The organism is Sphingomonas sp. GW821-FHT10C01 (assembly GCF_059415525.1).
Genome location: NZ_JBWKNK010000001.1, coordinates 2116145 through 2129410, shown reverse-complemented (window position 1 = coordinate 2129410; position 13266 = coordinate 2116145). Strand labels below are relative to the sequence as shown.

Below are 13266 nucleotides of genomic sequence, written 5' to 3'. Positions count from 1 at the left end.
CTCGGACATCCCCCTGCCGACCACGCCGGTCGCGCTAGGGGTGGCGCATGACGCGCCGATGGGATTTCGGAGAAACTTCGGTGACTCTGATGTTACGTCTTCGTGACGTTTGTTTCAGCGATGTGAAATGATGCCCCCGTGTCGTTGTCGGGTCGCGGGCACAAAAGAGCCCGCCAGACCTAGCCTGGCGGGCTTTTGTGGAACACCGTTTGCGCCCGGCATCTGAAGCGCGGCAGCGCGATCCGCTAGGTCAACCGGTCCGGATCCGAGTGGATCACACGGTTCCGTCCCCCGATCTTGGCCCGGTACAACCGCGCATCCGCAACGCGGAGCGCATCGTCCAACGGCTCGACCAGCGCGGTCACCCCCGCCGAAAAGCTGACCATGCCCAGCAATTCACCCGTTTCCCGCGCCCGCAGTCGGCGCCTGGACAATTCTTCCCGCACCTTGTCGATGCAGCGAGCGGCCGTCGCGGAATCAGCTTCGTCGAAGACGACGATGAACTCCTCCCCTCCCCAGCGACCGACCAGATGCGGCGCACAGCCCTTTTCCAGCGCGTCCGCGACAACCTTTAGCACACGGTCACCAACCTCATGGCCATGGCCATCGTTGATGCCCTTGAACGAATCGATGTCGCACAACGCGATCGTGCGGGGCTGCTCGTCGAGCGCCGCGACATGATCGATCACGCCGCGCCGGTTCAGCAGGCCGGTCAGCGCATCGCGCATCGCATCGCTGCGCGCCTGCGCCACCTCTTCACGCAGCCGATCGATCTGTTCGACAGCGACAGCCAGCTTCTGTTCCGACGCGCGGGCACGTTCGACCATCGTGGTCACGATATTGGTTACCGCCGCCGCTTCCTGATCCAGATCGTCGAGACCGGCAGACAGGTCGCGGCCAAACTGGCCGGTCTCCGCCGCCGCCTGAGACGCGAGGTCGGCAAGTTGCAACGTCTGATGCCGCAAGCGTTCCTCGCCCGCCGCCACCGCTTCGCTCACCCCCGCGGCTGCATCGGTCGGCCCGGCCATCGCCGTCAGGATCGCATCGGCAGTGGTGTGGGTGAGTACACCGTCGCGCTCGACCACCTCATTCACGGCATGCGCGGCAATGCTGGTTCGATCGGTCAGTGCGGCATGGACCAATCCGTAATAGCGTGGCTCGGACGGAATGCCGCGCGCGCGCAGAAACATCAGCACCTCAAGGCCAGGATCGCCATTGGATGACACATCTGTCACCGCATCCTGAGCGGCTTCGCGTGGACGTTGACGCAAACGAGAGAGCATTCGTGGACCTTCCTAGTCGAAGCCCCGCTCTAATGCCCAACTGTTGAAGAAATGCTTTGAAAGCGGCAAAAACTTGCCGGTCCGCTACCCATTTCGAGGCAAAAACTTGCCGCGGCCACAGTATCGAGGTTTGGACCTACCGAATAGTAGTCCTGCCGACTGCCCTCGTGACGAGGCTCCAGGACATCATCGAAGAGATTGAGAACGGCTTCGGTGCACTGAAGAACACCGAAGCCGGCATCCTGCCATTCACTTCAAAGGAGAAGAAAATGACCGGATAGCCGGCTCTTGGGTGGTGGGCGCGGCAAGGATTGAACTTGCGACCCCTGCGGTGTGAACACAGTGCTCTACCACTGAGCTACGCGCCCGATACCCTGGCTTTGCGCCCCGGTTTCCCTGGGGCGTTCCGGCGAGCCGGAACCCCCGAAGTGGCTCGGGGAGCGGTGCCTCTAGGAGGACGGGGAAGGCTTGTCCAGCCCCGTCCTCCCGGAAATCATTCGAAGATCAGTTGACCGCGTCCTTGAGGCCCTTGCCGGCCTTGAACTTGGGCTGCGACGACGCCTTGATCGGCATCGGTTCGCCGGTGCGCGGGTTACGGCCGGTCGATGCCTTGCGCTTCGAAACCGAGAAGGTGCCAAAACCGACGAGACGAACCTCGTCCCCCTTCTTGAGTGCGGTGGTGACCGCGTCGAAGACCGCTTCAACGGCTTTGCTCGCATCGCCCTTGCTGAGGCCAGCGGTGTCAGCCACCGTCGCGATCAGTTCCTGCTTGTTCATGCCCTTAGAACCCCTGCTCTTCTGTGGCTATGTAATGAGAAGACTCAACGGCGCCGAGACGCCGGTGGGGCAGCAAACAGGCTCACGCCCCCGCTGTAAAGGGGAAAGCGTGCCAACGCGCCGAAACGACGCGAGAATCTACCCTTACGCCTTCTCAACCTAGTGGCGAAGCGGCTCACCACCCGAAGTGGATACCGGCGGCTGCGCCGCCAGCTCGTCCGCCTCGGTCCAGTCGATCGCGGCGAGCGGATCGGTGAGCGCAAGCTTGAGCACTTCATCGACATGCGCGACGGGAATAATCTTCAGCCCTTCGCGGATGTTCGCGGGAATCTCGGCCAGGTCCTTCTCATTCTCCTGCGGGATCAGCACGGTGGTGATGCCTCCACGGAGCGCCGCGAGCAGCTTTTCCTTGAGGCCGCCAATCGGCAGCACGCGGCCGCGCAGCGTCACTTCGCCGGTCATCGCCACGTCCTTGCGCACCGGTACGCCCGTGAGCGTCGAGACGATCGCGGTGACGATTCCGATGCCCGCCGACGGGCCGTCCTTGGGCACCGCACCTTCGGGCAGATGGATATGGATATCCTTGCGCGCAAAGATGCTCGGCTTGATGCCGTATGCCGGGCTGCGCGCCTTGATGAAGCTGAACGCGGCCTCGACCGATTCCTTCATCACATCGCCAAGCTTGCCGGTGGTCTTGATCGCCCCCTTGCCAGGTACGGTCACGCTTTCGATCGTCAGCAGCTCGCCGCCGACCTCGGTCCAGGCAAGGCCGGTAACCGCGCCGATCTGGTTCTCTTCCTCACCCAGGCCGTGGCGGTACTTCTGCACCCCGGCGAACTCGGAGAGGTTGTCGGGCGTGATCGTGACGCTCTCGGCCTTACCCTCAAGAATCTTGCGCAGCGCCTTGCGAGCGAGCTTGGCGATCTCGCGCTCGAGGGTGCGCACGCCCGCCTCGCGCGTGTACTTCTGGATCAGTGCGCGCAGCCCCTCATCGGTGAGGGTGAACTCACCTTCCTTGAGGCCATGTGCTTCGATCTGCTTTTCGATCAAATGGCGCTTGGCAATCTCGACCTTCTCGTCCTCGGTATAACCTTCGAGCCGGATGATCTCCATGCGATCAAGCAAAGGTTGCGGCAAATTCAAGGAGTTGGCGGTCGTAACGAACATCACGTCCGAAAGATCGACGTCGATCTCCAGATAGTGATCGTTGAACTTGCTGTTCTGTTCCGGATCGAGCACCTCAAGCAGCGCCGAAGCGGGATCGCCGCGGAAATCCTGACCGAGCTTGTCGATCTCGTCGAGCAGGAACAGCGGATTGCTGGTGCCGGCCTTTTTGAGGTTCGACACGACCTTGCCCGGCAGCGAGCCGATATAGGTGCGGCGGTGGCCGCGAATCTCGGCCTCGTCGCGCACACCGCCGAGCGACTGACGGATGAACTCGCGCCCGGTCGCCTTGGCGATGCTCTTGCCGAGGCTGGTCTTACCGACGCCCGGAGGCCCGACAAGGCACAGGATCGGGCCCTTGAGCTTGTTGGTGCGTGCCTGCACCGCGAGATACTCGACGATACGATCCTTGACCTTCTCGAGCCCATAATGGTCCGCGTCGAGTACCGCTTCGGCCTCGACCAGATCCTTTTTGAGCTTCGACTTCTTACCCCAGGGAAGGCCCAGCAGCACGTCGAGATAGTTACGCACGACGGTCGCCTCGGCGCTCATCGGCGCCATCGACTTGAGTTTCTTCAGCTCGCCCTGCGCCTTGGCGCGCGCTTCCTTGCTGAGCTTGAGCGTGGCGATCTTCTGGGTCAGCTCGGCGATCTCATCGCCCTCGCCTTCCTCGCCCTCGTTACCCAGCTCGCGCTGGATCGCCTTCAACTGCTCGTTGAGATAATATTCGCGCTGGGTCTTCTCCATCTGGCGCTTCACGCGCGAGCGGATCTTCTTTTCGACCTGAAGCACGCCGAGCTCGCCCTCCATGAAGGCGAACACCATTTCGAGCCGCTTCTGGGGATCGGTCTCGACCAGCAGCGACTGCTTGTCGGCGACCTTGACCGCGATGTTGCCGGCGATCGCATCGGCGAGACGCGACGCCTCCTCGATCTCGCCGAGCTGGACCGCGGTTTCGGCGGGCAGCTTGCGATTGAGCTTGGCGTAGTTCTCGAACTGGTCGACCGCCGAGCGCATCAGCGCCTGGATCTCCTTGCCCTCGACCGCCTTCTCATCGACCGGCGAAACGGTCGCCGTGAGGAAGCCGCCGGTTTCCTCCATCGTCTCGAGCTTGCCGCGCTCCTTGCCCGCGACCAGCACGCGGACGGTGCCGTCTGGGAGCTTGAGCAGTTGCATCACCTCGGCCGAGACGCCGATGTCGTAAAGATCGTCGCGACCGGGATCGTCCTGCGCCGGATCGAGCTGGGCGACGAGGAAAATCTCCTTGTCGTCATTCATCGCCGCTTCGAGCGCGGCGACCGACTTGTCGCGGCCAACGAAGAGCGGCACGATCATGTGCGGGAAGACGACGATGTCGCGAAGCGGAAGGACGGGATAGGTGGACTTCATGTGTACTCCAGTACCCACCACGAAGGGCGGATTCGTCCAACTATATGGGGTGCGGGGGCGTCGCATCAATCGGCTCTTGGCTTCGGCGCTGATTCTTCTGTCTTCCCCGGCACTTGCGCAGAAGGGCGAGCCGCCGATCACCCCCACTACCAAACAGTCGGGCGGCGAGATCGAGCCGGAGCGCGCGGCACTCAAAGTGGAACATGTGGCGCTCGATGTTGGGATCGATGCTGAACGCAGGTTCCTTTCCGGGGTGGCGGAACTGACACTCTCGACACGCATCGCGCAGACCCGGCTGCTGATCGACCTGGACAAGAATTTCGGGGTTTCTGGAATCGAGATCGACGGAACGCCGCTGAAAGCCGGAAGCTGGCGCAACCTCGACGGACGGCTCGTCATCGACCTGCCGAGGCCGGTTGCGGCCGGCGGCAAGGTCGTGGCGAAGATCCGCTATGCCGGGCGGCCGCACGAGGCGGTCAACGCGCCGTGGGACGACGGCATCGTCTGGTCGAGCTGGCAGGGCAAGCCGTGGATCGCGACCACCACGCAGGGCTATGGCTGCGACCTGTTCTGGCCGTGCCTCGACTTCCCCGCAGGCGAGGTGCCCGAGATCAGGCTGGCGATCACCGCGCCGCGCGGCACCCAGGCGATCGCCAACGGCAAGCTGGTCTCGGTCGAACCGGTCGCAGGCGGCACGACGCGCTGGACGTGGCTAGCCAAGAACATCAACCCCTATCTCGTCGCGATCAACATCGGCCCTTATGGCGAGATCAAGGGGACATATGACAGCAAGTTCGGGAACAAGGTGCCACTGCACTTGTGGCACCTGGCCGGCAAGGAGAAGCAGGCGCAGGGGCTGTTCGCCGAATTTCCCCCGACGCTCGATTTCTTCGAAAGCGTGATCGGCCCCTTCCCCTTCGCGGACGAGAAGCTGGGCGTGGTCGAAACGCCGCATCTGGGCATGGAGCACCAGACGGTCAACGCCTATGGCAACGACTATAGGAAGGACGAGACCGGGTTCGACTGGCTGTTCCACCACGAACTGGCGCACGAATGGTTCGGCAACCAGATGACCGCCGCCAACTGGGACGATTTCTGGCTGCACGAAGGCTATGGCCAGTACATGCAGCCGCTCTACGGCCAGTGGCGCGAGGGCGAGGCACGTTACGCCGCGATGATGGCCAACCAGCGCAAGTTCATCCTGAACTATATGCCGCTGACGTCCGGCAAGGTCAGGGCATCGGACGAGGTCTACCGGACCGAGCTGGGCGGGCCTGGGCAGGATATCTACTACAAGGGCGCCTGGGTGCTGCACACGCTGCGCTACCTGATCGGCGACAAGCCCTTCTTCGACGCGACGCGGCGGCTGGTCTATGGGCGGCCGGACCCCAAGCCGGGCAATTTCAAGCCACGCTTCACCTCGACCGCCGAGTTCGAGGGGCTGATGAACGCCGAGGCCGGCCGCGACCTCAGCTGGTTCTTCGACGTCTATCTGCGGGAGGCCGCGCTGCCCGAGCTGGTCCAGACGCGCACGGGCGCCAGGCTGACACTGGCCTGGAAGACGGCGAGGGGCGCGCCCTTCCCGCTCCCGATCGAGATCGCGGTGAACGGTACGACGCGTAAGCTGGCGATGGCGGGCGGGCGCGAGACGATCGAGGTACCGGCCGACGCGCACGTGGTGATCGACCCGATGGCGCGCGTGCTGCGGCGGAGCCCGGCAATAGAGGCGATGCAGCGCAAATGAGAGCGCTTACCGCATCGATCGCCATCGCGCTGACGGCCACGCCGGGTGCAACCGCCGCGCAAGCGCTGGATCTCTCGGCGATGTCGGCGGAGATCGAGGCGGGCAAGTATCGCAAGATCGAGGCGATCCGCGTGATCCGGCATGGGGAAACGGTGTTCGCGGGCGACTATCGCGGCAACACCCCGGAGAGCCGGATCGATGCACGCTCGAGCGGCAAGTCGATCACCGCCATCGCGATCGGCATGGCGATCGACGACGGAAAACTGGCGAGCATCGACCTGCCGGTGTTCGGCTTCTTCAAGGACCGCGAACCCTTTGCCCATGACGGCCCGGCGAAACGCGCGATCACGATCCGCGATCTGCTGACCATGTCCTCGGCGCTCGACTGCGACGACTGGACAGACGCCAGCCCGGGGAATGAGGAGCGGATGTACGAGACGCGCGACTGGACCCGGTTCGCGCTCGATATCCCGATCGCCAAGGATTACGCGCGGGGTTCAACCGGACTGGGACGCTATTCTTATTGCACCGCCGGCGCCTTCCTGCTCGGCCGTATCGTTGAGCGAACCACGGGCGAGCGGTTCGACGCCTATGTCCAGCGGCGGCTGTTCGATCCGCTGGGCATCACCGGTGCGCAATGGAAGGCTTCCCCCAATGGCGAGATCCAGAGCGGCGGCCAGTTGAGCCTGCGCGCGCGGGATTTCGCGGCGATCGGCCAGTTGATCCTGGATGGCGGCATGGCGGGCGGAAAGCAGATCGTCTCCCGCGCGTGGCTGCGCGAGATGCTGACCGTCCGCGCCAAGGCGACGCCACTCGACGGCTATGGCTATCTGTGGTGGGTCCGCGACTATCGCGAGCCGGACAATCCCCGCCCCTGGCCGGGATTCTATATGTCGGGCAATGGCGGCAACAAGGTGGTGCTGTTCCCGACCCTCAAGACGGTCGTGGTGATCCTGAGCACCAACTATAACCAGCGCGACATGCACCAGTTGAGCAGCGCGCTGATCGAGCGGCACATCCTGCCGGCGCTGGTGAAGGCCGAAGCGCCGAGGGTGGCGGCCAAGAATCCCAGATGACGTTCACAGCCTATTTAGCGACTCTGTTCGCTATCCAATTGGCGATCACCCTGTCGGCGGCCTTGATCTGGCGTAGGCGCCCGGTCAGGGCGGTCGCGGGTGCGATACTGACCTGCTGTCTACTGGCGACGGCCTACACGATTGTCTTCGATGCAGACGCACAGGCACCGATCGGCCTGTTGTATTTCTACGTGCCGGCTGTGTTCGCCGGAATCCTTGTCCTGGGACTCTGCCATCTCGTCAGGACATTCAGTCGTTGGCTGGCCGCCAGGCGCAGCTAACCCAACGGCAACAGCAAGCCGGAGAGGCAATGCCCCTCCGGCCCTTACTCAGTGCTTATGCTCTTCGGGCTTGCCGTCCTTCGGGCAGCAGCTGCAGTCCTTCATGTCCTTGCAGCATTTGCATTCGGTCTTAGGCCCCTCGGCAGCGAAGGCGGCAGAGGGAAAGGCAATGGCAATCGCCACGCCCAGAATGATCTTCTTCATGTGTTTAACTCCGTTTGATGCTTGAACGTTGGAAGTTCAGGCGGCGCGCGGAGGGGGATAGTCGGGCGGGTCGCGCAGACCCGTAAGCGGCCGAACCAATTGGGGTGCGGCGAATTGCGGGATAGTGGCGAGTTCCGTCGGAGCGGGAAGCGCACCGATCACCAGCACGCAGGGCGCGCGGCATATCGTGTCGCCCGGCTTTACCTTGTCGGGCGTCGAATCGCCGGAGGGCATGCCGGGCATCGATGCCTCGCACTCGCTCATCGCGACAGCCGGCGCGGCGGTCGCGACGCCGCACATCAGCCCGCTCGGCCCCGACACCAGCAGGAAGAGCGGTGCGAGCAGGCGGAACCAGCGGGATAGGCTCAGCGAGAACATGGCGCGAGCTTATCCGTGAAGCACGCGCCGACGCAATCGCGGATCGGCGTTGCGGAATCCGCCGGGAGGCAAGCGGCTGCCCAGCGATTGGGCGGCATTGCCCCCAGGTGGTGTGGATCCCGGTACAAGGCCGGGACGACGGCTGGAGTGCAGTTCAGGCCTGTGGACGGAGCATCGACCAGAAATGCGGGCCGCCGCCGGGGACGTCCCATTCGCCGACGACGCGGAAGCCGAGGCTTTCGTAGAAGCCGAGATTCTTCGGCTTTGACGTTTCGAGATAGACCGGGGCGTTGCCGATGCGGTCGAGGCCCGCCTGCACGATCGCGCGGCCCAGCCCTGTGCCGTGATGCGCCGGATCGACACCGGCGATCTGAAGATACCAGAAGGGTTGTGGCGGGAAATGCGCCTCGACCGCCTCACCCACGCGCTTGAGGCGGAAGATGGCGCTGCCGGTCGCGCGCCACATCCGCCACGCGGCGCGCAAGCCGATCTCGCCGGGCGTGTTCGGCGCCTGCCACAGCGTTACCGCAGCGCAGTCCGGCGTGACGAGGCGCATCCCGGGCGGCGTGTTTCCCGAGAAGAACAGGTCGAAGACCTTCGGCACGGATCGCGCGCGGGCGGCGGTATCGGGGAAGACCCAGTCGAAGACCGGATCCTGCTCGAACGCCCGGCTTAGCGTCGCAACGACGCGCGACGCATCCGCCGGCGTGGCGTCGCGGATATCAATGGGCGTCGGACTTGCCATGGAACAGCTTCCCAATGACGAAGGCGATGACGGCGCCGACAGCGAGGCCGACAATGCCGGAGCCGGTGGCGGTAACGATCCAGGTGATCACGCCATTATGCGAGATCGCTTCGGCAACGTGGTGGATCGCCTGCTCGGGCGCGTGCCAGCCAAGCTGTGCGGCGCCATGGACGAGGATGCCGCCGCCGACCCAGATCATCGCGGCGGTGCCGATGATCGACAGCGCGCGCATCACTACCGGCATGCCCTTGACCAGGCCACGCCCGATCGCCTGGGCGAGTTGCGAGGGACGGCGAGCCAGATGCAGGCCAAAATCGTCCATCTTCACGATCAGCCCGACCACGCCATAGACCAGCACGGTGATGCCGATGCCGACAATGGCGAGCACCACGCCGCGTTCCCACAGCGGCTTGTCCGCGACGTCCGCCAGCGCGATCGCCATGATCTCCGCCGAGAGGATGAGGTCGGTGCGGATCGCGCCGGAAACCTTGGTGGCCTCCAGATGCGCAGGGTCGCCGATCGCCTCTTCCTCGGCGCCGTGATCGCCGGCGCCGAAGGCCTCGATCACCTTTTCCGCGCCTTCGAAGCACAGGAACGCGCCGCCGATCATCAGCAGCGGCGTGATCGCCCAGGGGATGAGCCAGCTGAGCAGCAGCGCGCCGGGGAGCAGCAGCAACAGTTTGTTACGCAGCGACCCCATCGCGATCTTCCAGATGATCGGGAGTTCGCGGTCGGGCGAGAGGCCAGTGACGTAGCGCGGTGTGACCGCGGCATCGTCGACCACCACACCCATCGCTTTGCTGCCCGCCTTCCCCGCCGCGGCGCCGACATCATCGAGCGAGGCGGCGGCGAGCTTGGTGATAGCGGCAACGTCGTCAAGAAGCGCGGCGAGACCGGACGGCATGCGAATCCTTTCGGGAAGTGACTGACGAATCGCTACGCGGCGCGACGCGAAATGTCACACCCCGGCGTGTGCGTGCCTGATCTCCGGTGCGATCGCCTTGCTGGGCGCCCCCGCAGGCGCGCCAAGATAGAAGCCCTGAACCTCGTCGCAGCCTTCGCTTTCGAGCATCTGGAGCTGGGCGGCCGATTCGACCCCTTCAGCCAGGACCGGCACGTTGAGGCTCTGTCCCAGCGCCAGCACGGCGCGGATGATCGCCCGCGCCTGTGGGCTTTCGCCCGAACCCAACACGAACGACTTGTCGATCTTGATCTTGTCGAACGGGAAGGAGTGGAGCGTGTCGAGCGACGAATAGCCGGTGCCGAAATCGTCCATCGCGATGCTGATGCCCAGCGCCTTGATCCGGCGCAGCACCTGAAGCGCGCGGACCTTGTCACTGATGATCGCGCTTTCGGTGATCTCCAGTTCGAGGCGTGTCGGCGAGAGACCGGTTTCGAGCAGGATTTCGGTCACGCGCTCGGCCAGGTCAGGCTGCATGAGCTGGACCGGGGACAGGTTGACCGCGATCTTGGTGTTACCAGGCCAGCGGCCCGCCTCCGCACAGGCTTCGCGCAGCACCCATTGGCCGATGCGGAAGATCTCACCGGTTTCCTCGGCCACCGGGATGAAGTCGGACGGAGAGATCCAGCCACGCGTCGAATGGTTCCAGCGCAGCAGCGCCTCATAGCCGCTGAGTTCGCCGTCACGCAGTGAGTGCTGGGGCTGATAGGCCAGCGTGAATTCGCCGCGGTCGATCGCCTGACGCAGATCGTTGGCGAGCTGGCGGCGTGCACGCGCGGTCTCGTCCATGCCAGGCTGGTAATAGCAGGTCGCGGCGGTGCCGATGCTGGCCTTGGCGCGATACATTGCGAGATCGGCGTTGTTGAGGACCGTTTCGCGGTCATTGCCGTCGGTGGGATAGGCGGCGACGCCGATGCTGGCGCCGACCAGGAAGCTCGAATCGCGATTCTCGAACGGGTCGGCGAAGCAGGTTTCGAGGCGGGTGACGAATGCTTCCAGATCGCCGTCATTCGCGAAGATCTTCGCTGCGGCGAACTCGTCGCCGCCGAGACGCGCGACGACCTCGCCCTCGCCCAGCGCGGCGCTGAGCCGGGCAGCGAGCGCCTCCAGCAGCAGGTCGCCGGCGGCGTGGCCGTGGGTGTCGTTGATCTCCTTGAACCCGTCGAGATCCATCATGACCACCGCCAGACGCTGACCGGCACGCGTCGCGCGTTCCAGCTCGAAATCGAGCCATACGTTGAAGCGCGCGCGATTGGGCAGACCGGTCAGGCCGTCATGCATGGCGAGAAAGGCGATCTTCTCCTCAGAGCGGCGGCGTTCGGTAATGTCGTCGAAGGTGCTGACCCAGCCGCCATCGGGCAGCGCGCGGCTGGCGATGGAGAGGACGAGATTGTCGCCGATCTCGGCAATGACGGGCGCGGCATCGGGATCGGCAAGGCTGTGCGAGAGCGTATCCTGCATTCGCGCATGCCAATCGTCCCCGGCTGGAAACGCGTCACGGCCCCGCGTCACGGTGGCCGCGACCGCCTTCAAGGTCATACCGGGCGTGCAATCGTCCTCGTTGAGGCCCCACAGGTCGAGGAAACGCTGGTTGCGCAGGATCAGCCGCTCGTCGCGATCGAACAGGCACAGCCCCTGATGCATGTTGGAGAGCGCGAGATCGAGCTGGACGCGCAGTGCCGCCTGGGTCCGCCGGGTCACCAGCACCGCCGCGCAGGTCAGCAACAGGATCGCGATCGCGCCGGCCGCAAGGGAAAGCGACATGGCTCCGGACGAGAGCAGCATCGCGGGGACTTCGTCGCCTGGAATGGGAATGACTTTCAGCGCGGTCATGCCGGTGAAGTGGAGCAGCACGATCGCGAGCGTCATCAGCCCGGCGCCGGCCACGCCGCGCCAGAACCGGCCGCTGTCGAGGGTCAGCACCAGTGCCGGATAGATGGGCAGCACCGCGAACAGCAGCGACAGCGCCACATAGCCCGCACGCCACGAAAAGGTACCCGGGAACTGAACCGCCGACATGCCGACATAGTGCATGGTGGCGATACCGCCGCCGACCATCAGCGCCGCCAGCGCCCGTCGGAACCGGTTACGGCGTTGAATCGCTGTGACAAATCCGATCGTTGTCAGCGCCATCGCGATCACCAGCGACAGCGCGGTATGCTCAAGATCATAGCCGACGACGATCCCGGGGTCGTAGCCCAGCATTGCGACGAAATGGGTGGTCCAAATGCCAAGGCCAGTGGTGATGCCCGCCACGATCGACCAATGGACACGCCCACGGCTCCCCGACAGCTTCGCCTGACGCAGCAGCAGCACCGCCGATGCCGTCGAAACCAGGCACACGATTGCCGCCAACACTACCAATCGGAGATCATGCTCGCCGGTGATGCAATAATAGAGATCGAACATGGACGCCTCCGGAACAGCAGGCGTTCAAGCGGCATTCGCGGTAAAGATTTCGTCAAGCAATCCGGGGCGGAGCTGAGAAAATCGGCGGTTTTGCGATGAACCGAAGCTTTGGCCTACCGCGGATGAGAAACCCTATCCATTCCGGGTATGTTCCGCGGGAGAAAGCGCTGGCCCGGCGAAGTCCAGCTGGCCCCGTCGAATTGGTTCTATATTGATATTGTAATTGGCATGATGAATCATCTCTCCAACCAACAGGGAGGGAGAAGGATGAAACATTGGATCGCGCTGGGGCTTGCCGCCGTGACGATGCCGGCCGGGGTGGCGCAGGGCCAGACCGCCGAGCCTGTGATGCTCAACGAGCCCAGCGCCAACTGGTCCGTCTTCGGCGCCGGACAGACCCACAAGGGACGCAAGGACCCTGCAGTCCAAGGCGGCGGAGCGATGCGCGTAACGGTCGCCGCTAAGCCGGCAAACGCGTGGGACGTCGGGGCGTCGGCGCCGATCAAGGGTGCGATCATCAAGGGCGACAAGCTGGTGATGGCATTCTGGGCACGACTGGCAGGCGGTGGCACTGGGGGCCGCACCCATATATCGGCGAGCGTCGTGCAGGCGTCGGCACCCTATACGCCGGTGCTGGGCGGGTCGGTCGAGCTGACCGACAGCTGGAAGCTGGTGCATGTGAAGGGCCTAGCCGCGGCAGACCATGACGCTGGAACCGTCAATGCGGCGCTGACGCTGGGCGGCGCGGCGCATACGGTCGATCTGGGTCCAGTGTTCGTGTTCAAGAACCCCTGACGCGAAACGGGCGCCGGTTAGAGCCGGCGCCCGTTCGCATTTCGGAATTGTCCGACTTGA

The 13266-nt window shown here is 64.3% G+C and carries 12 protein-coding genes and 1 tRNA gene; 4 read left to right on the top strand and 9 right to left on the bottom strand.

Annotation, left to right across the window (positions count from 1 at the left end; all coding sequences use genetic code 11):
* Nucleotides 1–245 precede the first annotated feature (245 nt).
* The 4 genes from AC07M1_RS10365 to lon all read right to left on the bottom strand — a co-directional run bounded on the left by AC07M1_RS10365 (nt 246) and on the right by lon (nt 4613).
* Nucleotides 246–1235, bottom strand: a complete 990-nt coding sequence (locus AC07M1_RS10365; RefSeq protein WP_495162462.1) for a GGDEF domain-containing protein — start codon at nt 1233–1235, stop codon at nt 246–248.
* Nucleotides 1236–1576: 341 nt separating this feature from the next.
* Nucleotides 1577–1651, bottom strand: a tRNA-Val gene (locus AC07M1_RS10360).
* Between the two features lie 136 nt (nt 1652–1787).
* Nucleotides 1788–2060: an HU family DNA-binding protein gene (locus AC07M1_RS10355; RefSeq protein ID WP_066580003.1), complete on the bottom strand. Its 273-nt coding sequence runs from the start codon at nt 2058–2060 to the stop codon at nt 1788–1790.
* A 159-nt stretch (nt 2061–2219) separates the two neighbouring features.
* On the bottom strand, nt 2220–4613 hold the full coding sequence (lon, locus tag AC07M1_RS10350) for an endopeptidase La (protein WP_495162461.1): 2394 nt from the start codon (nt 4611–4613) through the stop codon (nt 2220–2222).
* A gap of 76 nt (nt 4614–4689) precedes the next feature.
* Here lon and AC07M1_RS10345 point away from each other — a divergent pair, with 76 nt between their 5' ends.
* Genes AC07M1_RS10345 through AC07M1_RS10335 form a run of 3 tightly spaced genes read left to right on the top strand, consistent with a single transcriptional unit; the run spans nt 4690 to nt 7714 of the window.
* The gene (locus AC07M1_RS10345; protein ID WP_495162460.1) at nt 4690–6357 is read left to right on the top strand and encodes a M1 family metallopeptidase; all 1668 of its coding nucleotides are present in this window, start codon (nt 4690–4692) and stop codon (nt 6355–6357) included.
* Nucleotides 6354–7433 carry a serine hydrolase domain-containing protein gene (locus tag AC07M1_RS10340; RefSeq protein ID WP_495162459.1) on the top strand — a complete coding sequence of 360 codons (1080 nt, stop codon included), beginning with the start codon at nt 6354–6356 and terminating at the stop codon, nt 7431–7433. The genes AC07M1_RS10345 and AC07M1_RS10340 overlap by 4 nt, the downstream gene beginning before the upstream one ends.
* Nucleotides 7430–7714 (top strand): hypothetical protein, encoded by a 285-nt coding sequence (locus AC07M1_RS10335; protein ID WP_495162458.1) that lies wholly within the window; start codon nt 7430–7432, stop codon nt 7712–7714. The genes AC07M1_RS10340 and AC07M1_RS10335 overlap by 4 nt, the downstream gene beginning before the upstream one ends.
* Nucleotides 7715–7762: 48 nt before the next feature.
* On the opposite strand, the gene AC07M1_RS10330 is transcribed toward AC07M1_RS10335, so the two are convergent.
* The 5 genes from AC07M1_RS10330 to AC07M1_RS10310 all read right to left on the bottom strand — a co-directional run bounded on the left by AC07M1_RS10330 (nt 7763) and on the right by AC07M1_RS10310 (nt 12411).
* The gene (locus AC07M1_RS10330; protein WP_495162457.1) at nt 7763–7918 is read right to left on the bottom strand and encodes a hypothetical protein; all 156 of its coding nucleotides are present in this window, start codon (nt 7916–7918) and stop codon (nt 7763–7765) included.
* 36 nt (nt 7919–7954) lie between these two features.
* The gene (locus AC07M1_RS10325) at nt 7955–8296 is read right to left on the bottom strand and encodes a hypothetical protein (RefSeq protein ID WP_495162456.1); all 342 of its coding nucleotides are present in this window, start codon (nt 8294–8296) and stop codon (nt 7955–7957) included.
* Nucleotides 8297–8450: 154 nt separating this feature from the next.
* Nucleotides 8451–9041, bottom strand: coding sequence for a GNAT family N-acetyltransferase (locus AC07M1_RS10320; RefSeq protein ID WP_495162455.1), 591 nt, complete (start codon nt 9039–9041; stop codon nt 8451–8453).
* Nucleotides 9019–9945: a DUF808 domain-containing protein gene (locus tag AC07M1_RS10315; RefSeq protein WP_495162454.1), complete on the bottom strand. Its 927-nt coding sequence runs from the start codon at nt 9943–9945 to the stop codon at nt 9019–9021. Before AC07M1_RS10315 ends, AC07M1_RS10320 begins: the two co-directional genes overlap by 23 nt.
* A gap of 54 nt (nt 9946–9999) precedes the next feature.
* Nucleotides 10000–12411, bottom strand: coding sequence for an EAL domain-containing protein (locus tag AC07M1_RS10310; protein WP_495162453.1), 2412 nt, complete (start codon nt 12409–12411; stop codon nt 10000–10002).
* 267 nt (nt 12412–12678) lie between these two features.
* Here AC07M1_RS10310 and AC07M1_RS10305 point away from each other — a divergent pair, with 267 nt between their 5' ends.
* On the top strand, nt 12679–13206 hold the full coding sequence (locus AC07M1_RS10305) for a hypothetical protein (protein ID WP_495162452.1): 528 nt from the start codon (nt 12679–12681) through the stop codon (nt 13204–13206).
* Nucleotides 13207–13266: the final 60 nt, after the last annotated feature.

Coding starts and splice junctions, on each gene's coding strand:
- AC07M1_RS10355 (WP_066580003.1), bottom strand. CDS start 2,060: ATGAACAAGCAGGAACTGATCGCGACGGTGGCTGACACCGCTGGCCTC.
- lon (WP_495162461.1), bottom strand. CDS start 4,613: ATGAAGTCCACCTATCCCGTCCTTCCGCTTCGCGACATCGTCGTCTTC.
- AC07M1_RS10340 (WP_495162459.1), top strand. CDS start 6,354: ATGAGAGCGCTTACCGCATCGATCGCCATCGCGCTGACGGCCACGCCG.
- AC07M1_RS10335 (WP_495162458.1), top strand. CDS start 7,430: ATGACGTTCACAGCCTATTTAGCGACTCTGTTCGCTATCCAATTGGCG.
- AC07M1_RS10330 (WP_495162457.1), bottom strand. CDS start 7,918: ATGAAGAAGATCATTCTGGGCGTGGCGATTGCCATTGCCTTTCCCTCT.
- AC07M1_RS10325 (WP_495162456.1), bottom strand. CDS start 8,296: ATGTTCTCGCTGAGCCTATCCCGCTGGTTCCGCCTGCTCGCACCGCTC.
- AC07M1_RS10320 (WP_495162455.1), bottom strand. CDS start 9,041: ATGGCAAGTCCGACGCCCATTGATATCCGCGACGCCACGCCGGCGGAT.
- AC07M1_RS10315 (WP_495162454.1), bottom strand. CDS start 9,945: ATGCCGTCCGGTCTCGCCGCGCTTCTTGACGACGTTGCCGCTATCACC.
- AC07M1_RS10310 (WP_495162453.1), bottom strand. CDS start 12,411: ATGTTCGATCTCTATTATTGCATCACCGGCGAGCATGATCTCCGATTG.
- AC07M1_RS10305 (WP_495162452.1), top strand. CDS start 12,679: ATGAAACATTGGATCGCGCTGGGGCTTGCCGCCGTGACGATGCCGGCC.